Origin of the sequence: Nonomuraea sp. H19, from assembly GCF_052068215.1 — a bacterium.
Classification (GTDB): domain Bacteria; phylum Actinomycetota; class Actinomycetes; order Streptosporangiales; family Streptosporangiaceae; genus Nonomuraea.
The window spans coordinates 157340-178322 of record NZ_JBQHCV010000020.1; the positions used below are offsets into that span (position 1 = coordinate 157340).

A 20983-nucleotide genomic window follows, 5' to 3' on the forward strand; every position below is an offset into this window, starting at 1 on the left:
TCCAAAGGGAGGGATCGGGGATGGGTGGTCAGGTGCTGCGGCTCCAGGACGTTGCCGTCAGGCGCGACGGAGCGGCCCTGCTGCGCGGCATCGACTGGACGGTCAACGAGGACGAGCGGTGGGTCGTCATCGGTCCCAACGGCGCGGGCAAGACCACGTTGCTGCAGGTCGCTGCTACGTTGCTCTATCCGAGCGAGGGCGTGATCGAGGTGCTCGGCGAGAGACTCGGACAGGCGGACGTGTTCGATCTGCGGCCGCGCATCGGGCTGGCGAGCGCCGCGCTGGCCGAGCGCATACCTCCGGAGGAGAAGGTCATCGATCTCGTGTTGACCGCCTCCTACGGGATCATGGGCCGCTGGACCGAGGAATACGACTCCAACGACGTGACCAGAGCCGTCGAGCTGATCGACATGATGGGGGCGGCCCATCTGATCAGGCGGCAGTTCGGCACGCTGTCGGAGGGTGAGCGCAAGCGGGTGCAGATCGCCCGCGCGCTGATGCCCGACCCCGAGATGCTCCTGCTCGACGAGCCCGCGGCGGGGCTCGACCTGGGCGGCCGCGAGGACCTGGTGCGCCGCCTGTCGCTGCTGGCGGGCGACTACCGGGCGCCGACGCTGGTGCTGGTGACGCACCATGTGGAGGAGGTGCCCAGCGGGTTCACGCACGGGCTGCTGCTGCGGCACGGCTCCGTGGTGGCCCAGGGGCCGCTGGAGCACGTCATGACCGCGGACAACCTCTCCCAGACGTTCGGGGTGCCGCTCTCGCTGGAGCGCGGCGTGGAGGGCCGCTGGTACGCCCGCGCCCACTAGCCTGGCGTGCACCATTTATGCCCATAAAGGCCGTCAGAAGCGCAAACGCAATATCATCTACGGAGTCGGTTCCCTCGACTTCGGAGCGTCGCCATGTCCACCGAGCAGCTCATCGTCGCCCTCGTCGTGGTCGCCGCGGTGGGCTTCGGGGTGGCCCGTACCGTCCGCATCATTCCCCAGGCCACGGCGGCCATCATCGAGCGGCTCGGCCGCTACCACAGGACGCTGACGCCGGGGCTCAACCTGGTGGTGCCGTTCATCGACCGCATCAAGGACATGATCGACCTGCGGGAGCAGGTGGTGTCGTTCCCGCCGCAGCCGGTGATCACCTCCGACAACCTGGTGGTCTCCATCGACACCGTGATCTACTTCCAGGTCACCAATCCGAAGGCGGCCACGTACGAGATCGCGAACTTCCTGGTCGGCGTCGAGCAGCTCACGGTCACGACGCTGCGCAACGTGGTCGGCGGCATGGACCTGGAACGCACGCTGACCTCGCGCGAGGACATCAACACCGCGCTGCGCGGGGTGCTCGACGAGGCGACCGGCAAGTGGGGCATCCGCGTCAACCGGGTCGAGCTGAAGGCCATCGACCCGCCCGCCTCCATCCAGGACTCGATGGAGAAGCAGATGCGCGCCGACCGCGACAAGCGCGCCGCCGTGCTGACCGCCGAGGGCCAGCGCCAGGCGGCGATCCTGCAGGCGGAGGGCGAGAAGCAGGCGTCGGTGCTGCGGGCGCGCGGCGAGGCGGAGGCGGCCGTGCTGCGGGCGCAGGCGGAGGCCGAGGCGCAGGCCATGCGCGCAAAGGGGCAGGCGGACGCGATCGGGATGGTGTTCAAGGCCATCCACGAGGGGAAGCCCGACCAGCAGCTGCTCGCTTACCAGTACCTGCAGACCCTGCCGGAGATCGCCAAGGGCGAAGCCAATAAGATCTGGATCGTCCCATCGGAGATGGGCAAGGTCCTGGAGGGCCTTGGCGGCTTGTTCACACCCCCCAAGAGTCCAGACAGCTAGGGAGCGTTTGTGACGGGGTGGGAACTGGCCGTGATCTGCGCGGCCGGGGCGGTGGCGGGCGCCATCAACGCGGTCGTCGGGTCGGGCTCACTGATCACCTTCCCGACCCTGGTGGCCATCGGCATCGATCCCGTCATCGCCAACGTCTCCAACACCATCGGCCTCGTGCCCGGCTCCTTCACCGCCGCGTACGGCTACCGCACCGAACTCCAGGGCCAGCGCGAGCGCCTGCTGCGCCTGGGCCTGGCCTCGGCGACAGGTGCGCTGATCGGCGGGATCCTGCTGCTGTTCCTGGATCCGGACGTGTTCGAGGTCGTCGTCGTGGCACTGATCGCGGTGGCCTGCGTGCTGGTCGTGGTGCAGCCCAGGCTCAACCGGTGGCTGGCCGAGCGGCGCGAGCACGCGCACCCGCACGGCGGCGCGGCGCTGTGGGCGGGCGTGCTGGCCGCGGGCATCTACGGCGGGTATTTCGGCGCCGCCCAGGGAGTGCTGCTGATCGGCCTGCTCGGCAGCTTCCTCGACGACCACCTCCAGCGGGTGAACGCCGCCAAGAACGTCCTCGCGCTGGTCGTCAACGCCGTGGCCGCCGTGCTGTTCGTGATGGTCGCGGACGTGGACTGGCCGGCCGTGGCCGCGGTGGCGGCGGGTGCGATGGCGGGCGGGTTTCTGGGAGCCAAGCTGGGGCGGCGCATTCCGGCTCCCGTGCTGCGCGGCGTCATCGTGTGCGTGGGGGTTGTGGCGATTATCGTACTGGTGTACGGATAGTCAGCTGCGGGTATAACCCGTACATGAAGGGTGATCGGGTGGAGATCGTCATCGACGCGGGCGGAACCCCGCGCACTTACGAGATCAGGGCCACCCGCGCCGGTCGGCGGGTCGAGGTGGCCACGCGCCGGGGGCTCGTCGAGGTGAGCGAGGTCACCCGCAGCGGCACCCCCGTGCGCACGGCCAGATTCATGTCGAGCCGCATCCTGGCGCTCGTGGAGCACCCGGCGGACGAGGTCAGCTGAAGTCCGCCGCGTGGTCCTCGGCCCACTGGCGGAAGGTCAGCGCGGGCCTGCCGAGCAGCCGCTCGACGGTGTCGGTGACCTGCTCCGGGCTCGTCACGAACTCCTTCCACGCCTCCAGCGCGCCGTCCACGAACGCCGGGTCGCCCCAGGCCGCCATGAGCTCGTCACGGGCCTTCTCGGGCGGCAACTCCGCCCAGCGCACCTCGCGCCCGATCGCCTCGCCGATGACGCGCACCTGCTCGGCCTGGGTCAGTCGTTCCGGTCCGGTGAGGACGTACTTGGCGCCGCCGTGGCCTGCCGAGGTGAGCACGTGCGCGGCCACGGCCGCGATGTCCTTCTCGTGGATCAGGGATCTGGCCGCCTGCCCGTACGGCCAGCGCACGACCCCCTGTTTGATCTGGTCGGCCCACATGAGCGTGTTCGTGGCGAAACCGCCAGGCCGCAAGAATGTCCAGCCGAGCCCGGAATGCCGGATCAGTCGCTCCACGGCCTGGTGGAACAGCGTCGGCTCCTCGTCCTCGGCCAGGTCCGTCACGTCAGCCGACAAATAGACCACGCGCCGCGCGTGCTTGGCGATCGCCGCGACCGCGCCCGCGGCGGTTTCGGCCGCGAAGCCCGGCCAGAGCAGGAACACGCTCTCGACGTCCTCCAAGGCCGGGTGCAGCGTCTCGGGCACGGTCAGGTCGCCGCGCACCATCTCGACGGGCAGGCGGGCGCGCCCGGGGTCTCTGACGAGCGCCCGCACCTCCAGTCCGGCCTCCGCGAGCTGGGCCACCACATGCTTGCCAACATTGCCGGTCGCGCCGGTCACCAGGATCTTTGCCATGATCCCGACGGTAGAACCTCAACTTAAGTTCACGTCAAGCCCGGGCGTACCTGAATTGTGCCGTCCCGCCGGATCCGCGTCTCGAACACCGGTGCGGGAGCGGTCGCGGGCCCGTGCCGCACCGAGCCGTCGGCCAGCCGGAACGTGCTGCCGTGCCACGGGCAGATCACGCACGCCTCGCCGTCGTCCATGACCAGGCGGCCCTGGTGCAGCGGGCCGGCCAGGTGCGGGCAGTGGTCGGCGAGCACGGTCACGGCGTCGCCCCGGCGCAGCACGAAGAGCTGGATATAGCCGAGTCGCCGGGCCACCGGGCGGCCGTCCGGCAGGTCCCTGATGGGGCACAGGTCGTGCCAGCCCAGCGGCACCAGGTGCGTGACCTGGGGAGCGTGGTTGGCCCCGGCTGCCTGCCGGTAGGCCATGTGGCCGCCCAGGTAGGCCCCCAGCGTGCCCACGCCCAGCCCGGCGAAGGACAGCATCCGGCCGGCGCGCTCCCGCCCGCGTACGCGGGCCACCAGAGAGGCGGAGAACAGGCCGAGCGCGGTCAGGTTCGACAGCATGTGGACGAAGCCCACCCGCTGCTGCTCGCGGTGGAGCGAGGACCAGTCGGTAAGCCCGGCGGCCATGGTGGGTAGCGCGTTGGCGACGCCCGTGGCCAGCAGCAGGCGTGCGGCCCGGGGATCCGCGCCGGCCAGGTCCAGCACGGCCGTCGACATCCAGCAGCCCAGGCTGATCGAGGCCAGCGGCGGGTGTAGCGGCTCGCCCATGGGCACGCCGTGTAGCAGGTCGCGCAGCCAGCCCGGGCCGATGCGGTTGCGTACGGCCTTGGCCAGCACTCTGACCGGCCGGTCCATGGCCTTCGACTTCTCGAGCCGATCGGCGAGGGCAACCGGACCGGCGAAACCTCGCAATTGCCGACGTTTCGCTCGTACTTCCTCTTTCACACAAGTCCCCCTACCCCAGCCATGTGGGGGTCACTCGGACAGGTGTCCCCTGGCCACCGAGAGTTCGACCAGTTCCAGGGCGTACGTGCCGAGCGAGGGCGAGCCCTCCTCGATGATCCGCACCTTCTCCCTGACCTCTGCCGCCGTGACCTTGAACAGCGGCCACGTGCCACCCTCGGTGTGATGGTTGGCCAGGATCGGGGCGAAACGGTCGAGCGCCTTGGCGAACCTCGCCTCCGGCGTCTGCCTGGCCTCGAACTCGTCCCACAGCTCCCGCAGCCACGCCGTCTGGTCGGCGGGGAGCAGGCCGAAGATGCGGTCGGCGGCGGCCCGCTCGGCCTCGGCCTGGGCGGCGACCTCCACCGGGTCGTAGATGAAGGTGTCACCGGCGTCGATCTCCACCAGGTCGTGCACCAGCAACATGGCCACCACCCGTTGGAGATCGGTCCCCGGCGGGGCATGCTCGCCGAGGAGCATCGCCATCATGCCCACGTACCAGGAGTGCTCTGCGGTGTTCTCCCGCCGCGAACCGTCGATGAGATGGTTGCGGCGGATGATCCGCTTCAACTTGTCGATTTCGATGGCGAAGGAGATCTGGGCGTTCAGGCGGTCCTCTTCTGGCGCGATAGTCACGCGCGACACCCTAATGTGCGATGATCACCCCGGTTGGTGAAATCGTGACCGGAACTCCGTTGAACACTGCGTTACCACTCGGTATATCGACCGCGGATTCGTCGGTGAGCGTGTTCACGCTGACGCCCGCGTGCTCGGCCGCGACGCTCTGCGCGCTGCCCGCGTGTCCCCAGCCGTGAGGCAGGCTGACCACGCCCGGCATGATCGTGTCGGTGGGCTCCAGAGGCACCGTGAGCTGTCCTTTCGCCGAGCGGACCACGGCCTCCCCGCCCAGCCCGAGCCGGGCCACGTCGGCCGGATTGATCTGCAGCGTGCAGGTGTTGCTGCCGCCGACCAGCGGGCCCACGTTGTGCATCCAGCTGTTGTTCGAGCGCAGGTGCCGCCGCCCGATCAGCACGATCTCCGGCGGCTCCTCGTCCAGCTTGCTCCGCAGCCGCTCGACGTCCTCGATGAGCTGCGGCGGCGCGAGCTCCACCAGCCCGGAGGCGGTCTTCAGCACCTCGTCCAGCCGCGGCTCGAGGGCGCCCAGGTCCAGGCCGTGCGGGTTGTCGAGCAGCTTGCGCAGCGACAGGTCGCCCTTGCCGGCCCACACGCCGTACGGGCCGAGCCGGAGCATCAGGTCCAGCCTGCGTTCGCCGCCGGTCTCGCCCTCCAGGGCTTCCCGCAGCTCCGCGATGTCCCGCCCCTCGATTCCCGAGCCCGGCGTCTCCGCGGCCTTGCGCAGCATCTCGTCGATGACGAACGCGTCCAGGTCCCCTTCCAGGCCCGAGGCGATCATGGCCAGTCTGGCCAGGATCTGGGCCTCCGACGGCCGCCCGTCCAGCGGCAGCGACGGCGGCGAGTATCGCGCGTAGTTGCGCACCGCGAACCCGAGCAGCGCGAAGTCGTAGTGCCCCGACTGCAGGACCCGCGGCGGCGGCAGGATGACGTTCGCGTGCCTGGTCGTCTCGTTCAGGTACGGGTCCACGCTCACCATGAAGTCGAGTCGCTCGAAGGCCGCGTCCAGCCGGGCCCCGTGGGGCGCCGACAGCACGGGGTTGCCCGCCACCGTGATCAGGAACTTGACCTGGCCCTCGCCCGGCGTCTCGATCTCGTCGGCGAGCGTGGCCACGGGCAGCTCGCCGTTCGTCTCGGGCAGCCCCCGTACGCGGCTCTTCCACCTGCCCACCGTGTAGGGCCTGCGCGTTCTCATGGCCTCACTCCGTGAGGCGGGCTCGGTCGCCCGGATGCCGTCGCCTTCCCCCGCTCTGGTCGCTTCGCTCCCGCCGCTCCTCCAGGCGCCGGCGCTCCCTCGCCGCATCCCGAATTCCGTCGCGGGCTTGGGGAACATCGCGCCGCCCGGCCTGTCCAGGTTGCCGGTGAGCACGTTGAGCACGTCCACCAGCCACTGGGCCAGCGTGCCGAACTCGGCCGTGCAGGTGCCGATCCTGGCGTACACGGCCGCCGTACGCGCCGCCGCCAGCTCCCTGGCCAGCCGCACGATCACGGCCGCGGGCACACCGGTGCGGCGGGACACCGACTCGGGCGGGAAGTGCTTGGCCGCCTCGCGTACTTCGGCCAGCCCGTTGACCTGGTGTGAGGGGGTGACCAGGTCCTCGGCGAAGAGCGTGTGGACGATGCCGAACAGCAGGTAGGCATCGGTTCCCGGCCGGACGAACACGTGCTCGTCGGCCAGCGCGGCGGTCCGCGTACGGCGCGGGTCGACCACGACCAGCCGGCCGCCGCGCCCGCGCAGGGCCTTCAGCCGCCCCGGGAAGTCGGGCGCGGTGCACAGCGAGCCGTTGGACTCCAGCGGGTTGGCGCCCAGCATGAGCAGGTAGTCCGTGCGGTCCAGGTCGGGGACCGGGATGGCCAGGGGGTGCCCGAACATCAGACCGCTGGCCACGTGCTTGGGCATCTGGTCGGCGGTGCTGGCCGAGAAGACGTTGCGGGTGCCGAGCGCCTTGATCAGCGGCGCGCCGTACAGGGCGCCCGCCATGGTGTGCGCGTTCGGGTTGCCGAGGTAGATCGCGATGGACTGGCGGTCGACGACCCGGTCGAGCCCCGCCTTCACGGCGGCGAACGCCTCGTCCCAGCCGACCTCGCGCCACAGGTCGCCCTCTCTGATCAGCGGCTTGCGCAGGCGGTCGGGGTCCTCGTCGAGGCGGCCGAGGCTGGCCCCCTTCGGGCAGATGAACCCCTTGCTGAACGGATCGTCCTTGTCACCGCGGACGCTGGTCACATGCCCGCCCTCGTCGAGGGTGAGGGTCAGGCCGCAGACGGCCTCGCAGAGGGGACAAGTCCGGTGGACGGTCGACGTCATCACGACTCCTGAGTTCGCCAGATGAACTCATCTTGGCTCGTGCCGCGCGCGTGGGGAAGCCCCGGAGCCCCCGCGGTCTCCGGGGCTTACCCCCTGGGGAAAGGCCCCTTGTCCCCAGGCTTTCAGCCGACCTGCGGCAGCACTACCGGCGTGCGCAGATCAGGCGGCTCCTCGAGGTCGGGTCTCAGCGAGATCCAGGCGTGCCGGCCATAGAGCCGGTCCAGCCCGGGGGAGGTGGCGCCGGGGATCTCGTCGCGCCGGACGATCTCCACGATGACCAGCTGAGCCCGCGTGCGGTGCCGGTAGACGTTGACGCTCCTGGCCCAGCAGGCCGCCGCGATCTCTTCGCTGTACGCCTCGAACTCCTCGGCGCAGATGCCCGCCCTCGTGAGGATCAGGGCTTTCTCGCCGGTCGCGGTCGGCGTGATCCACAGCACCAGGGGGATCCGGCCGGCCCTGGTGTGCATCGTGGTCTCCAGGCAGACCCGCTGCAGGCGGTGCCTGGAGGCCACGCACCAGAAGTGGGCGGTGACCCAGTTGCGGCCGGTCCTGGTGACGGCCGGGACCGAGATCGCGCTCGTCAGCATGACGAAGGGGAGCCACCGGCCCTCCTGGGTCGCGCCGAGCAAGGTGAGCGTGAACAGCGCCAGCACGGCGAGCAGCAACAGCTCGGTGCGCACCCGCCAGAGCCGGACCAGCGGCCGGCCGCCCCGGGCGGCGGGCAGGTCCTCGTTGGCGGGGTAGATCTGGTTACGCGGGTTACGCGACACTCAGGTCACCTCCTCCGGCACCCGGCGTGGCATGCTGAGCTGGTCGAAGCGTGGGTCACGGTAGGAACGGGCGCCGAATCCGGTCCTGGTCACGGTCCAGCCGACGTGGTGGGCGAATTCGTCGGGCTCCATGCAGATTTCGCGATCGGCCCATGCGATGAGTTCCCGGATCCGGGACTTGATTCGGCCGAGTCCCTTGGTACCTTGTGGGTACATAGAAGACCCCTTTCGCGGCATTTCTAGAGGTGGCTTCTTTGCCGGTCCGACGGCTGATGACCGGTTTCGCCGCAGGGTGGCAGCCCATATGCGGTGAATCGGTGATCAGCCTCGGCCCGGCTTTTTTCGTGCCCTGATGTGACGGGCGTGCGCGCCGGCTTATGTGGCGCGAGGTTTCTCAGGCGATGACGAGATCCTTCCGGCAAGCGGCCTCCCTGGGGATGTGAATCGTTCGCGGGACGGCGACGTTGCCGGCGGGGCGGCCCTCAAGCGGGCGCGCGGTCATTGGCGGAAGGCCCGGTGCGTGCGGTGATGTCGTCATGCCCAGCCTCCTCACTCTCAAGAACCCTCCTGCTCCGATCGTCCTCCGACGTCCTTGTTGCTGCAATACCTTGAACAAGGAAGATTTGAATTTCTTCGCACCTTGCTCCTCTGCTTGCCGTGCAACTTGCACGACAAGTGTCGAAGACTCCCTGGGTAGGACGCCCAGCAGGAAGACATCGCCGTACCCATGGAGATTCACGGAGGTTGTCTTGCTCCCACGCTCTCTCCGTGAAAGCCTTCTGGCAAGGGCAAACGGCACTGCGCGTGCAACTTGCAGGGTAAGATTGAGCGAACGGTCCCGAAAGCCGGACCCCCAAACGATCCCTTCCGGCTACACCTTCCTTCCCGACAAGGAGATCGGACGGTGCCATCGCAGCAGGGCAGTCCGACGGTACGCAGGCTGCGGCTCGGCCAGGAGCTGCGCTTGCTTCGCGAGCGCCAGAAGCTCACCGGGGCCAAGGCGGCCAGGGAGCTCGGCTGGTCCCCGAGCAAGATCAGCCGCATCGAGGCCGCCAGAACCATGCCCAGCGCCGACGACATCAAGGCCATGGTGAAGCTCTATCGGGTTGGTGGAGACAAATTTGATGAGCTCATCGGCCTGTTGCGGGATGCGGAGCAACGGGGGTGGTGGGAAGATTACGAGGACGCTCTGCCCGAGGAGTACACAAGATTCCTGGGGCTTGAGGCGGAGGCGATCTCTCAGCGATCCTGGGAGCCCCAGATTGTGCCCGGCCTCCTGCAGACCGAGGATTACGCGCGGGAAGTCATCCTGGCCACCCGCGGCATCTCACGCATCACGCACAGCGGTGTCCGGAGCCGGGTGGAGGTCCGCCTCGATCGGCAGCGGCGCGTCCTGCACCGTCTGGATCCCTGCCGGTTGACAGTAGTGCTGGACGAGGCGGCGCTCATGCGCCGTTTCGGTGAGCCCTCGGTCATGCGCGAGCAGATGGAGCATCTCCTGGAGGTCTCCCTGCTGCCGCATGTCGGTGTGCACGTCCTCACCCTGGACGCACTTCACCCGGTCAACACCGGTGCGTTTATTCACCTGCAGTTTGCGGCATTTGACGATGTTGTGTATCTAGAACACTTGTATACTGCCCACTTCGTTGAAGACCTCGAACGCGTGGCCGGTTACGAAACCGCCTTCGAACACATCAAGGCGGAGGCGCTCGATGAGAACGAGTCCCGCGTGCTCATCCAGCGCAAAGCCATGTTGTGGCGACGTTAGAGACGACCACCTCAACAAGGGGCAATGGAGCCCCTTTAGCTATTTGGGGAGATAATGCACAACCACCCTATGAAGGCGGCTTGGCGGAAGAGCACCTTCTGCAATGGCGCAGACGCCTGTGTCGAGGTTGCCCCCCTCGTCGACGGAAACGTCGCACTACGCGACAGCAAGGTGCAGGACGGTCCCGTCCTGGTGTTCACCCCGGCGGAGTGGGCGGCGTTCACGTCCGGCGTCCAGAAGGGTGAATTCGACCTGGCGGCCCTGACGACGAGCGTTTGAGAAAAAGGCCCTGCGACGTTGGTGGCAACATCGCAGGGCCGCTCCTCACGAGGCGTGTCTCCGGGGTCAGGCGGCTGACGGGACGCGGCGCCGTACGAGGAAGATCGAGCTCAGGCCGGCGAGCACGGCCATGCCGGCCATGGCGATGGCCGAGACCAGCGAGGCGGACAGGGTGCCGTGGCCCTGGCTGAGCGCGATGAACAGCGTTCCCACCGTGGAGACGCCGATGACCTGGCCGAGCTGCATCACGGTGAGAAGTGCGCCGCTCGCGTCCGCCGCGTACGCGCCGTCCACCTGCTCGGTCGCCATGTTGGTCACCGCGACCTGCACGCCGAGCCCCGCGCCGATGAGCGCGCTCATGATCGCGTACGGGAGCCCGCCGCCCGCGGCGAGCCCGAGGCCGAGATAGGCGGGAGCGGCCACCACGTAGCCGAAGGGCACGAGCGGGCGCTGCAGGCGGGCCGGCAGGCGCGGCCAGCCGAGCCCGACCAGGCCGAAGGCCAGCGCGCACGGGACCATCATCATGCCGGAGGCCAGCGGCGTCAGCCGCAGATCGCTCTGCAGGTGCAGGGCCGAGGTGAACAGGAACGCGCCCCAGGTCGCCGGGCCGAAGAGCAGGACCGCCAGCCCCGGCCGCATGCCGGGCGCGCGCAGCACCCGCGCGTCCACCAGAGGACGGCCGCCGCGGGACGTCACCCAGCGCTCGATGCGGACGAACACCCCGAACATCACCACGCTCAGCCCCATCGAGATCCAGCCCCACAAGGGCCAGCCGAGCTCGCGGCCGAGCACCAGCGGCACCACGAACAGCAATACGGCCGCCGACAGGGTCACCAGGCCCCACGGGTCGAGCCCGGCCCGGCCGCCGCCCTCGTCGGCGGGCAGCACCCGGAGCCCGGCCAGCAGCAACAACGCGCCGATCGGCACCAGCACCAGGAACACGAGCCGCCAGCCCGCGCCGAAACCCAGCAGGATGCCGCCGAGCGCCTGGCCGACCACGATGCCACCGCTGATCGTCAGCGACCACAACCCGATCGCCCGGCCTCTGGCAGCGCCCTGGTAGTTGCGCTGGATCAAGGTCAGGACCTGCGGCATCATCATCGCCGCGCCGGCACCCTGGAGCAGGCGGAAGGCCACCAGCCAGCCCGTCGAGTGCGCCAGGCCCGCGCCGAGCGTGGTGACCGTGAACAGCGCGAGACCGCCCAGGAACGCGTTGCGGTAGCCGAACAGGTCGCCCACCCTGGCTCCGGTGATCAACAGGACGGCGTAGACGATGGTGTATCCGGCGACGATCATCTGCAGCCCGGCGCCGGAGGAGTGCAGGTCGGCCTCAATGGTCGGGGTGGCCACGTTGACGATGTTGACGTTGAGGATGGCCAGGAACTGCCCCACGAGGATGATCGCAAGGAGCAGGGCGCTGGCTCTGGGTCCTGCTTGTGGCTTTGTGTCCACGCCAGGGGTAAATGAGGCGGTTTGCGACATACTGACCAGGATGCCGGACAGTCAGTACCAGTAACGAGAGCCCATTTATACTGGTATTGGCGGTAACTGGATAAGCGTTGCCGGATGCCCACATAGTGGAGACATGACCGTGGCTGAGGCAAAACGCGCAGATCTGTCGGCATTCCTGCGTACGCGCCGGGAGCGGATCACCCCCGAGATGATGGATCTCGCGCCGGGGCCGCGCAGGCGTACCCCTGGGCTGCGGCGCGAGGAGGTCGCGCAGCTCGCCGGGGTCGGCGTGACCTGGTACACGTGGCTGGAGCAGGGTCGGCCCATCAACGCCAGCACCCAGGTGCTCGACGCGATCGCGCGCACGCTGCGGCTCGACAGCGCCGAGCGGCAGCACCTCTACCGGCTGGCGGGGCACGCGGAGGTCCCCGCCTCCGCGGACTCGGGGCAGGTGACGCCGGAGATCCAGGGGATACTCGACCGGCTCGGCGACATGCCCGCCTGTGTATCCAACGGTCGCTGCGACGCCCTGGCCTGGAACGACGCCTACGCCGCGCTGTTCCCCGAGCTCGTGAGCGCGCCCGAGGGCGAGCGCAACTCGCTCTGGCACACCTGCCTCAATCCCGCCCCGAGCACCGTGCTGCTCAACCGGGACCAGGAGCTGGCGCGGGCGGTCGCCGTTTTCAGGGGCGCCTACAGCCGGCACGCGGACGACCCGTGCTGGCAGGACTTCGTACGCCGGCTCAGCGGGGAGAGCGCCGAGTTCGCCCGGCTGTGGGCCCGGCAGGACGTGGCCGATCCCGGGCCGCGGGTAAAGGTGTTCAAGCACGTGAACGTGGGGGAGTTGCGCTTCACCACGACCAGCCTCACGGCCGCTCCCGAGCTCCGGCTGATCGTCTACACGCCGAGGGACGACGAGACCAAGTCCGCAATGGGGAGATTGTTGGGAAAGAAGAGGTCTGCGCGGTAATCCTCCCTGCATGGCATGCTCGATCCCTGAAAGACAGGATTCGAGCGGAAGTGGCCGCAGATGAGACTCCCCCGTGCCCTCCCGGCGTTCGCCGTCGTCGCCGCGCTGGCCGCGTGCTCCTCGGCGCCCGAGAAGCAGTTACTGAGCAAGTCCGTGGATCAGCCGGCGGTCACCTCGCCGACGGCGAAGCCGAAGCCGGAGCGGCGGCCGTACACGATCTCCTTTGGCGGGGACGTGCACTTCGAGGGGATGCTGCGAGGCAGGCTGGCGAACCCGCGCACGGCGATGGGGCCGATCGCCGGCGTGCTGCGCAAGTCGGACTTGTCGATGGTGAATCTGGAGACGGCCATCACCACCGCAGGGACGCCGGCGCCGGGCAAGCAGTACACGTTCCGGGCACCCGTGACCGCGTTCACCGCACTTAAGGCCGCCGGGGTGGACGTCGTCTCCATGGCCAACAACCACGGCATGGACTACATGGAGAGCGGGCTGGCGGACTCGCTGGCGGCGATCAAACGCAGCAAGTTCCCCGTGGTGGGGATCGGGGCGGACGCGGCGCAGGCGTACAAGCCTTTCCGCAAGACCGTGAACGGGAATCGGGTGGCGATCATCGGAGCCACGCAGGTGCTGGACGCGGAGTTCATCCAGTCGTGGACGGCCACGGCTGACAAGGGCGGGCTGGCCTCGGCCAAGGACGAGGCGAGCCTGCTGAGAGCGGTACGGCAGGCGCGCAAGAACTCCGACACTGTGATCGTCCACCTGCACTGGGGCACCGAGATGCAAAAGTGCCCGAATCAGGCCCAGCTCTCACTCGCTCCCAAATTGGTCAAGGCGGGCGCCGATGTGATCGTCGGCGGGCACGCGCACATTCTGCTCGGATCCGGATATCTCGACAATGCCTACGTCAATTACGGCATGGGGAACTTCGTCTTCTACAACTCCAACCCGGCGACCACCGGCAGGACCGGCGTGCTGACATTGACGATCAACGGACGTAAGGTCCTGAAGGACAGCTGGACCCCGGCCACCATCCAAGGTGGCGTCCCGATCCCGATGACCGGGTCCGCCAGGACGCAGGCGGTGACGGACTGGAAGGCGCTGCGCTCCTGCGCTGGGCTGACCGCGCGGCCTTGATTACAAGGAGGTCCGTGCGGACATCGACGCCCCTACGGCCGTGCGGGCCGCCGATGTCGCGAATGGCGATCAAATGGAGAATTTCCGGCGGCTGGGCTGACGCGCCAGGAAATCCGCAAATTCGCAAGTCACGATCTCCCTTACAGGAGAAGATGAATCCGTGTCTTCACCGCAAACGGCTGATGATTGCACCCAGCCCCAAGCTCTCCGCAGACGGCCCGCGCAGCGGCGCAGCGCCCGGCGGGTCGAGCGCATGCTCGACGCGTGTGCCGAGTTGCTCGACGAGAGCGGATACGACGCCCTGTCCACCACCCGCATAGCCGAGCGGGCGGGCGTGGCGATCGGGTCGGTCTACCAGTTCTTCCCCGACAAGCGGGCCATCACCCAGGAGCTCACCCGGCGCAACGTCGAGGAGTTCGTCCGCAGGGTCGATCGCAGGTTCCTCGTGGAGGAATACCGCGGATGGTGGGAGGCGATCGACGCGATCATCGACGTGTACGTCGACATGCACCGGACGGTCGCCGGCTTCAAGAGCCTGCACTTCGGTGACGCCGTCGACCTCAACCTGCTCGACTCCGACTCCGACAACAACACGGTGATCGCGGGGCGGCTGCGCGGGCTGCTGCTGAAGGAGTTCGGCCTGGCGGACAGCCCGGCGCTGGACCTGGCCGTGCTGGTGGCGGTCGAGGCCGGGGACGCCGTGCTGAAGCTGGCCTTCCGCCGCGACCCCGACGGCTCGCCGGAGATCATCGACGCGGCCAAGCAGTTGATCCGCGGCTTCCTGTCCCGCCAGCTGAAATCCTGGTCCCCGCGCACGTAGGGCCCCGGCGCCGTCGTGGTCCTCGACCGCCGCCCCCCCGACAAGGAGCTCAATCCTTCTGGAGGGCGCTCTCGACCTCCCTCAGGAGGCCGGACAGCCAGGCCGAGACGTCACTGGGCCAGTGCTTGCCGTGCTCGAGCGCGATCGCGGGAGCCTGCTCCAGCTGCTGCTCCGGAGGCGTACGCAGGCACCCCGCGGGAAAGGAGACCGGGCGCGCGTCCCTGGCCTCGCGCAGATCCAGCCGAGCTTCCAGGGCTCGCAGGTTGCGCTCCGCGGCTTCGATGGCCTCCAATCGGGCCGACAAATAGCCGGCGACTCCGGGAACGAGGGCGGACAGTACGACCGCAATGGCCAGCGTGAAGGTCATCTGCTTGGACATGCCCATCACAGCCCTTCCGCTCGCGGGGACGCAGAGCAACCCATATATGCCCTATGACCTGTACCAACACGCATACTGTGACGGCTGTTGAGCTAAACGTTACCGAATTTGTGGGTCACCGGCGATGCGCATTGACCGGGCAAACCGCCGGGTAGCTCTGTAGTCTCGCGGTGTGGCGCATGTGACCCGTGAGCACCTTGATCGTCTGCTTGAGCAGGCCCTCTTGGCCGACGACCATAGTTCTCTGGCCAGTCGGCTGTACGACGTCGCGCTCGACTACTCGTCTGGCGACGTCTCCAGGGCATCCATCCTGGTTCTCGCCGCCGAGGAATGGCGAGCGGCGGGCCAGCCCGCGCGCGCGATGGAGTGTTTCCAGCGCGCGGTCGAGGATGGTGGGGATGCGGGTTTCGACCCGCGTGCCGGCATCGCCGACACGCTCTTCGAGCTCGACAGGCCCGATGAGGCGAGGGAGGTCATCGAGACGATACGCACGGAAGGCGGCGTCTCCACAGCGACCGCTCACACGATCGCTGAGACGCTGGTCGCCTACGGAGATCTTCAAGGCGGCCTCGAGTGGGCCACCCAGGCCGCGCTCGGCTGCGACGAGAACGATCCTGAGCACGTGGCGGTGCTACGCACTCGCTATCGCATCAGGGTCGACCTCGGGCTGCCCGAGGACGAACTCGACGCCCTCGTCCACTGACGACCGGCGCTTCGGCGGAGGGCCCGGGACCGGGCCCTCCGACACGCCCGGCGGGCGCCATACGGCCCGCCCGGTGCCGACGCGCGCCCGCAGGCGTTCTCTGCCCGCAGGAGCGACGTCGGCGCCAGGCGCGGCGGCTCACTGCGGCGTCGTGCGCAGGCGCTCCAGCGCGCCCGGACGCCAACGGTCAGCGCACCCCGAGACCGTGGACCAGCCCGTCGAATCCGGCCGCCACGGGCTGCCCGTCCGGCAGCACGGAGGTGTGCCCCACGCGCTCCACCACCTCCGGCAGCAGCACGCCGATCACATCCGCCGAGACCTCCTGCACCGGCTTCTGCAGGTCCAGCGGGGACTTGACGCCGGAGCCGGCGACGCGGTCGTGGTGGGGGCCGTCGTCGAGCGACAACTGGCTCGACACCTGGGACTCCAGCGGCGTGGGCGGCAGGGCGGACAGCGCCGGTACGGTGATCATGGTCGCCAGGTCCTTCATCCCGGCCGGATCCGGCAGGGCCGGGAAGAGCGCGGGTGACGCCGAGGCCAGCGCGGGCATGCCCCAGTTGGCCGCGATCCCGCCGAGGTCGGCCGTGCCCATCGCCTCCTTCGCGGTCGCCAGCCCGGTCAGGCCCAGCTGCCTGGCCATCGTCCCGGCGGTCATGGCCAGCCTGCTGCTCTCCGAGGTGACCGCCCGGCCGGCGCCCGGGCCGCCGACGTCGAGGCGCATTCCGCTGCGCTCGTCGCAGTAGGACGCGATCGACGTGTTCGACAGCAGGGCACGCTGGTCGTCCGCGCAGGTTTCCGCCATCGCAGGGCCCGGGGCCAGCCAGCTGACGCCCGCGGTCACAGCGGCCACCGCGATGATGCCCCGGATCTTGTGAGCTGACACTGCACGTCCCCCTGATCGATTTCGGTGATCTGACGAACGCCGAACGTAGTCAGCGGGAAGAGCCGCGGGCGCGCGGCTTGTCCGAAGAGTGGCGCGATCCTTACCGAACACGGGGCGGGATGACCGTGCCACGACATGCCGAAGCCCGGAGACCAGGGGCCTCCGGGCTTGGGAACAGCGTCAGGCGCGCTGGACGAGCAGCTCGTCGTCGCCGAGCTCCACCTTGACCTTGTCGCCGTCCACGATCTCGCCCGACAGCACGGCCTTGGCCAGCTTGTCGCCGATGGCCGACTGGACCAGGCGGCGCAGCGGGCGGGCGCCGTACAGCGGGTCGTAGCCCGTCAGGGCCAGCCACTCGCGCGCCGCCGGCGTGACCTCCATCGTCAGCCTGCGGTCGGCCAGGCGCCGCGCCAGGCGCTCGACCTGCAGGTCGACGATCTGCGCCAGCTCCTCGGAGCCGAGCGCGTCGAAGAGGATCACGTCGTCGAGGCGGTTGAGGAACTCCGGCTTGAAGGAGCTGCGTACCGCCGCCATGACGGCCTCGCGCTTGGCGCCGTTCTCCAGCTTCGGGTCGACGAGGAACTGCGAGCCGATGTTGGAGGTGAGGATCAGGATCGTGTTGCGGAAGTCGACGGTGCGGCCCTGGCCGTCGGTCAGCCGCCCGTCGTCCAGCACCTGGAGGAGGATGTCGAAGACCTCGGGGTGCGCCTTCTCCACCTCGTCCAGCAGCACGACGGTGTACGGGCGCCGCCGGACGGCCTCGGTGAGCTGGCCGCCCTCCTCGTAGCCGACGTAGCCGGGAGGCGCGCCGACGAGCCTGGCCACGCTGTGCTTCTCGGAGTATTCGCTCATGTCGATGCGGGTCATCGCCCGCTCGTCGTCGAACAGGAACTCCGCCAGCGCCTTGGCCAGCTCCGTCTTGCCCACTCCTGTGGGCCCCAGGAACATGAACGAGCCCGTCGGCCGGTCGGGGTCGGCCACTCCGGCCCGGCTGCGGCGTACGGCGTCCGAGACGGCCTGTACGGCCTGCTGCTGGCCGATGAGCCGCCTGCCCAGCTCCTCCTCCATCCGCAGCAGTTTGGCCGTCTCAGCCTCCAGGAGCCGCCCTGCGGGGATGCCGGTCCACGACGAGATCACCTCGGCGATGTCGTCGGCGCCGACCTCCTCCTTGACCATGGCGTTGTCCGGCGGCGCGGCCTCGGAGGCGGCCTTCAGCGCCTGCTCCAGCCGCGGCACCTCGGCGTACATCAGCCTGGACGCGGCCTCGAAGTCGCCGTCGCGCTGCGCCCGCTCGGCGGCGCCACGGGCCTCGTCGAGCTGCTTCTTCAGCTCGCCGACCTTGTTGAGCCCGGCCTTCTCGTGCTCCCAGCGGCCGACGAGGGCGTTGAGCTCTTCCTGGCGGTCGGCCAGCTCCTGGCGGAGCCGTTCCAGCCGTTGGACGGAGGCCTCGTCGGTCTCCTTGGACAGGGCCAGCTCCTCCATCTTCATCCGGTCGACGTTGCGCTGGAGCTGGTCGATCTCCACGGGGCGGGAGTCGATCTCCATGCGCAGCCGCGAGGCGGCCTCGTCGACCAGGTCGATGGCCTTGTCCGGGAGGAACCGGCTGGTGATGTAGCGGTCGGACAGCGCGGCGGCGGCGACCAGCGCGCCGTCGGAGATCTGCACCTGGTGGTGGGCCTCGTAACGGCCCTTCAGCCCGCGCAGGATCGCGATCGTGTCCTCGACCGTGGGCTCGCCCACGTAGACCTGCTGGAAGCGACGCTCCAGCGCCGCGTCCTTCTCGATGCGCTCGCGGTATTCGTCGAGCGTGGTCGCGCCGATCATGCGCAGCTCGCCGCGGGCCAGCATCGGCTTGAGCATGTTGCCGGCGTCCATCGCGCCCTCGGCCGCCCCCGCGCCCACGACGGTGTGCAGCTCGTCGATGAACGTCACGATCTGCCCGTTGCTCTCCTTGATCTCGGAGAGCACGGCCTTGAGCCGCTCCTCGAACTCGCCGCGGTATTTCGCGCCGGCCACCATCGCGCCCAGGTCGAGCGAGATGAGCCGCTTGTTGCGCAGCGACTCCGGCACGTCGCCGGCCACGATGCGCTGCGCCAGGCCCTCGACGACGGCGGTCTTGCCGACGCCGGGCTCGCCGATCAGCACCGGGTTGTTCTTGGTGCGGCGGCTGAGCACCTGGACCACGCGGCGGATCTCGGTGTCGCGGCCGATGACCGGGTCGAGCTTGCCGCTGCGGGCGCGCTCGGTCAGGTCGACGCCGTACTTCTCCAGCGCCTGGAAGGTGTCCTCCGGGGTCTCGCTGGTGATGCGGGCGTGGCCGCGTACTTTCTCGAAGGCGTCGAGCAGCGCCTGCGGCGTCGCGCCCTGCGACCTGAGCAGCTCGGCCACCTGGCCGCCGTCGGCGGCCAGACCCACCAGGAGGTGCTCGGTGGAGACGTAGAGGTCCTCGAGCCGGTTGGCGTGGTGGGCGGCGGTGTTCATCACGGTGAGGAGCTGGCGTGAGCTCGACGGCGCCCCCACCGTCGAGCCCTGCGCCTTCGGGAGCGCCGCGAGCAGTTCCTCGGCCCGCGCCCGCAGCGTGCGCCAGTCGGCGCCCACGGCCTCCAGCAGGGGTACGGCGGTGCCGCCGGTCTGGGAGAGCAGCGTGGTGAGCAAGTGAGCCGGCGAGATCTCCGGGTTGCCCTCCGCGGCGGCACGCCGCATGGCACCCGAGAGCGCTTCCTGACTCTTCTGGGTGAGCTTGTAGTCCATGTCCTTCAGGCCCCCGGTGGCAGCTCGTAGCGGATCAGCGCTCGGACCATCCGCATCTCGGCGCGCAGGCGGTGGACCTCTTCACGCAGCCGCAGATTTTCGTTTTCGAGCTCGAGAATCCGCTTGATACCCGCGAGGTTGATGCCCTCTTCTTGGGAGAGCCGCTGCACCTCGCGGAGCTGGATGATGTCTCTCGTGGAGTAGAGGCGGCCGCGCCCCGCCGTGCGCCCAGGACTGACCAGCCCGAGCCGGTCGTACTGGCGCAGCGTCTGCGGGTGGAGCCCGGACAGCTGCGCGGCCACCGAGATCACATAGACGGGCGTGTCGTCTGACAGGTCGAAATAGTTGGCGTCCATCGGCTACTCGCTTCTGGCTCGCTGAATGAGATCAGCGCGCGGGTCCTCCCCCGCTGCCGCGGTGTTGAACTCGTTGAGGAGCTCGCGCGACTTGTCGTCGAGCGTCTGCGGCACGACCACCTCGACACTGGCGAGCAGGTCGCCCTTGGTGCCGTCCTTGCGGGTGACGCCCCTGCCGCGCACCCGGAACGTGCGCCCGTTGGGCGTGCCCGGAGGAACGCGCAGCGTGACCGGCATGCCCTTGAGCGTCGGCACCTTGATCTCGGCGCCCAGCGCGGCCTCCGCGAACGTCACCGGCACGGTGATCGTCAGGTTGTCACCCGACCTGCCGAAGACGGCATGCGGTTTGACGTGGGTCTGGATGTAGAGATCGCCGGCGGGGCCGGCGTTCTCACCCGGCGCGCCCTTGCCCTTGAGCTTGACCCGCTGCCCGTCGGCCACTCCGGCGGGGATGCGGGCCTGGATGGTGCGGGTGCTCTTGGCTCGGCCGCTGCCCTCGCACACGGGGCAGGGGTCGTCCACGATCAGCCCGCGGCCCTTGCAGTCGCGGCAGGGCTCGGAGAAGGCGAAGTTGCCCAGGTTGCGGCTGGCCGCGCCGGTGCCCTCGCAGGTGGGGCAGACCCGGGGGGTCGTGCCCGCCTTGGCACCGGTGCCGGTGCACGCGGCGCAGGCGGCCGAGCTGGTCAGCCTGAGCGACACCGTGGTGCCCTGGACCGCCTCGGTGAAGGTCAGCGTGACCTCGGACTCGACGTCCTGGCCACGCCGCGGCCTCGACGTGGTCGTGGTGCGGCCGGCGCCGCCACCACGGTTGAACAGCCCGCCGAACAGGTCGCCGAGCCGCTCGCCCGCGCCGCCGCCCTGCTGGGCGGTGCCGCCGAAGAGGTCACCGAAGTCGAACGGAAAACCGCCACCGCCGGCCCGCTGGCCGCCCACCCCGGACCCGAACAGCGTGCGCGCCTCGTCGTATTCCTTGCGGCGCTTGATGTCCGACAGGACGTCGTAAGCCTCCGAGACCTCCTTGAACTTGGCCTCTTTGGTCGCGTCGCCCTGGTTGCTGTCGGGGTGGTATTGCCTGGCCAGCTTCCGGTAGGCCTTTTTGATCTCCTCCGCGGTGGCGGTCTTGGGCACACCAAGGACGGCGTAGTAGTCCTTCTCCAGGTAGTCCTTGGTGCTCATCTACGGC

Annotated in this window: 21 protein-coding genes and 1 pseudogene; 10 read left to right on the top strand and 12 right to left on the bottom strand. The window is 69.2% G+C overall.

Going from position 1 to position 20983, the window contains the following annotated elements; translation table 11 throughout:
- The first annotated feature begins 20 nt into the window (after positions 1–20).
- The 4 genes from ACTMTI_RS37085 (at position 21) to ACTMTI_RS37100 (ending at position 2833) form a co-directional block, all read left to right on the top strand.
- Positions 21–809 (top strand): ABC transporter ATP-binding protein, encoded by a 789-nt coding sequence (locus tag ACTMTI_RS37085; RefSeq protein WP_441125357.1) that lies wholly within the window; start codon positions 21–23, stop codon positions 807–809.
- Positions 810–902: 93 nt separating this feature from the next.
- Entirely contained in the window at positions 903–1823 is a 921-nt protein-coding gene (locus tag ACTMTI_RS37090; protein WP_441125358.1) for an SPFH domain-containing protein, read from the top strand.
- 9 nt (positions 1824–1832) lie between these two features.
- A complete protein-coding gene (locus ACTMTI_RS37095; protein ID WP_441125359.1) occupies positions 1833–2588 on the top strand; it encodes a sulfite exporter TauE/SafE family protein in 756 nt (251 codons plus the stop codon).
- A 23-nt stretch (positions 2589–2611) separates the two neighbouring features.
- Complete coding sequence (locus tag ACTMTI_RS37100) at positions 2612–2833, top strand: hypothetical protein (protein WP_441125360.1); 222 nt, start codon at positions 2612–2614, stop codon at positions 2831–2833.
- On the opposite strand, the gene ACTMTI_RS37105 is transcribed toward ACTMTI_RS37100, so the two are convergent.
- The 6 genes from ACTMTI_RS37105 to ACTMTI_RS37130 all read right to left on the bottom strand — a co-directional run bounded on the left by ACTMTI_RS37105 (position 2826) and on the right by ACTMTI_RS37130 (position 8437).
- Positions 2826–3659, bottom strand: a complete 834-nt coding sequence (locus ACTMTI_RS37105) for an NAD(P)H-binding protein (RefSeq protein WP_441125361.1) — start codon at positions 3657–3659, stop codon at positions 2826–2828. The two genes, ACTMTI_RS37100 and ACTMTI_RS37105, sit on opposite strands and share 8 nt — an antisense overlap.
- Positions 3660–3688: 29 nt before the next feature.
- Positions 3689–4567 carry a Rieske 2Fe-2S domain-containing protein gene (locus ACTMTI_RS37110; protein WP_441125362.1) on the bottom strand — a complete coding sequence of 293 codons (879 nt, stop codon included), beginning with the start codon at positions 4565–4567 and terminating at the stop codon, positions 3689–3691.
- A 63-nt stretch (positions 4568–4630) separates the two neighbouring features.
- On the bottom strand, positions 4631–5242 hold the full coding sequence (locus ACTMTI_RS37115) for an HD domain-containing protein (RefSeq protein ID WP_441125363.1): 612 nt from the start codon (positions 5240–5242) through the stop codon (positions 4631–4633).
- A gap of 1 nt (position 5243) precedes the next feature.
- Positions 5244–7535 (bottom strand): molybdopterin-dependent oxidoreductase, encoded by a 2292-nt coding sequence (locus tag ACTMTI_RS37120; RefSeq protein ID WP_441125364.1) that lies wholly within the window; start codon positions 7533–7535, stop codon positions 5244–5246.
- 122 nt (positions 7536–7657) lie between these two features.
- Positions 7658–8305, bottom strand: a complete 648-nt coding sequence (locus ACTMTI_RS37125; RefSeq protein ID WP_441125365.1) for a hypothetical protein — start codon at positions 8303–8305, stop codon at positions 7658–7660.
- Entirely contained in the window at positions 8306–8437 is a 132-nt protein-coding gene (locus ACTMTI_RS37130; RefSeq protein ID WP_441125366.1) for a hypothetical protein, read from the bottom strand. It abuts the gene before it with no gap.
- Positions 8438–9209: 772 nt separating this feature from the next.
- On the opposite strand from ACTMTI_RS37130, the gene ACTMTI_RS37135 reads away from it, so the two are divergent.
- Entirely contained in the window at positions 9210–10073 is an 864-nt protein-coding gene (locus ACTMTI_RS37135; protein ID WP_441125367.1) for a helix-turn-helix domain-containing protein, read from the top strand.
- 69 nt (positions 10074–10142) lie between these two features.
- Entirely contained in the window at positions 10143–10352 is a 210-nt protein-coding gene (locus ACTMTI_RS37140) for a DUF397 domain-containing protein (RefSeq protein WP_441125368.1), read from the top strand.
- A gap of 66 nt (positions 10353–10418) precedes the next feature.
- On the opposite strand, the gene ACTMTI_RS37145 is transcribed toward ACTMTI_RS37140, so the two are convergent.
- Positions 10419–11804, bottom strand: coding sequence for an MFS transporter (locus ACTMTI_RS37145; protein WP_441125369.1), 1386 nt, complete (start codon positions 11802–11804; stop codon positions 10419–10421).
- Positions 11805–11937: 133 nt separating this feature from the next.
- Between ACTMTI_RS37145 and ACTMTI_RS37150 the strand changes: the two genes are divergently transcribed.
- The 3 genes from ACTMTI_RS37150 (at position 11938) to ACTMTI_RS37160 (ending at position 14728) form a co-directional block, all read left to right on the top strand.
- Positions 11938–12774 (top strand): helix-turn-helix transcriptional regulator, encoded by an 837-nt coding sequence (locus tag ACTMTI_RS37150; RefSeq protein ID WP_441125370.1) that lies wholly within the window; start codon positions 11938–11940, stop codon positions 12772–12774.
- Between the two features lie 60 nt (positions 12775–12834).
- Positions 12835–13908, top strand: a complete 1074-nt coding sequence (locus tag ACTMTI_RS37155; protein ID WP_441125371.1) for a CapA family protein — start codon at positions 12835–12837, stop codon at positions 13906–13908.
- 253 nt (positions 13909–14161) lie between these two features.
- A complete protein-coding gene (locus tag ACTMTI_RS37160; protein WP_441125372.1) occupies positions 14162–14728 on the top strand; it encodes a TetR/AcrR family transcriptional regulator in 567 nt (188 codons plus the stop codon).
- 49 nt (positions 14729–14777) lie between these two features.
- On the opposite strand, the gene ACTMTI_RS37165 is transcribed toward ACTMTI_RS37160, so the two are convergent.
- Entirely contained in the window at positions 14778–15107 is a 330-nt protein-coding gene (locus tag ACTMTI_RS37165) for a hypothetical protein (protein WP_441125373.1), read from the bottom strand.
- Between the two features lie 172 nt (positions 15108–15279).
- On the opposite strand from ACTMTI_RS37165, the gene ACTMTI_RS37170 reads away from it, so the two are divergent.
- Positions 15280–15810, top strand: coding sequence for a hypothetical protein (locus ACTMTI_RS37170; protein ID WP_441125374.1), 531 nt, complete (start codon positions 15280–15282; stop codon positions 15808–15810).
- A 187-nt stretch (positions 15811–15997) separates the two neighbouring features.
- Here the strand turns inward: ACTMTI_RS37170 and ACTMTI_RS37175 are convergent, their stop codons facing one another.
- From ACTMTI_RS37175 to dnaJ, 4 genes and pseudogenes are all read right to left on the bottom strand, one after another.
- Entirely contained in the window at positions 15998–16693 is a 696-nt protein-coding gene (locus tag ACTMTI_RS37175) for a hypothetical protein (protein WP_441125375.1), read from the bottom strand.
- Between the two features lie 180 nt (positions 16694–16873).
- Entirely contained in the window at positions 16874–19444 is a 2571-nt protein-coding gene (clpB, locus tag ACTMTI_RS37180) for an ATP-dependent chaperone ClpB (protein ID WP_441125376.1), read from the bottom strand.
- 32 nt (positions 19445–19476) lie between these two features.
- Positions 19477–19800: pseudogene (locus ACTMTI_RS37185) on the bottom strand (heat shock protein transcriptional repressor HspR); the annotation flags it as partial.
- 3 nt (positions 19801–19803) lie between these two features.
- The gene (dnaJ, locus tag ACTMTI_RS37190) at positions 19804–20976 is read right to left on the bottom strand and encodes a molecular chaperone DnaJ (RefSeq protein WP_441125377.1); all 1173 of its coding nucleotides are present in this window, start codon (positions 20974–20976) and stop codon (positions 19804–19806) included.
- Positions 20977–20983: the final 7 nt, after the last annotated feature.

Excerpts from the sequence above, each read along its gene's own strand:
- clpB (WP_441125376.1), bottom strand. The coding sequence starts at position 19,444 with ATGGACTACAAGCTCACCCAGAAGAGTCAGGAAGCGCTCTCGGGTGCC.
- ACTMTI_RS37160 (WP_441125372.1), top strand. The coding sequence starts at position 14,162 with ATGCTCGACGCGTGTGCCGAGTTGCTCGACGAGAGCGGATACGACGCC.
- ACTMTI_RS37120 (WP_441125364.1), bottom strand. The coding sequence starts at position 7,535 with ATGACGTCGACCGTCCACCGGACTTGTCCCCTCTGCGAGGCCGTCTGC.
- ACTMTI_RS37105 (WP_441125361.1), bottom strand. The coding sequence starts at position 3,659 with ATGGCAAAGATCCTGGTGACCGGCGCGACCGGCAATGTTGGCAAGCAT.
- ACTMTI_RS37155 (WP_441125371.1), top strand. The coding sequence starts at position 12,835 with ATGAGACTCCCCCGTGCCCTCCCGGCGTTCGCCGTCGTCGCCGCGCTG.
- ACTMTI_RS37150 (WP_441125370.1), top strand. The coding sequence starts at position 11,938 with ATGACCGTGGCTGAGGCAAAACGCGCAGATCTGTCGGCATTCCTGCGT.
- dnaJ (WP_441125377.1), bottom strand. The coding sequence starts at position 20,976 with ATGAGCACCAAGGACTACCTGGAGAAGGACTACTACGCCGTCCTTGGT.
- ACTMTI_RS37130 (WP_441125366.1), bottom strand. The coding sequence starts at position 8,437 with ATGGAGCCCGACGAATTCGCCCACCACGTCGGCTGGACCGTGACCAGG.
- ACTMTI_RS37090 (WP_441125358.1), top strand. The coding sequence starts at position 903 with ATGTCCACCGAGCAGCTCATCGTCGCCCTCGTCGTGGTCGCCGCGGTG.
- ACTMTI_RS37085 (WP_441125357.1), top strand. The coding sequence starts at position 21 with ATGGGTGGTCAGGTGCTGCGGCTCCAGGACGTTGCCGTCAGGCGCGAC.
- ACTMTI_RS37100 (WP_441125360.1), top strand. The coding sequence starts at position 2,612 with ATGAAGGGTGATCGGGTGGAGATCGTCATCGACGCGGGCGGAACCCCG.
- ACTMTI_RS37140 (WP_441125368.1), top strand. The coding sequence starts at position 10,143 with ATGAAGGCGGCTTGGCGGAAGAGCACCTTCTGCAATGGCGCAGACGCC.
- ACTMTI_RS37165 (WP_441125373.1), bottom strand. The coding sequence starts at position 15,107 with ATGTCCAAGCAGATGACCTTCACGCTGGCCATTGCGGTCGTACTGTCC.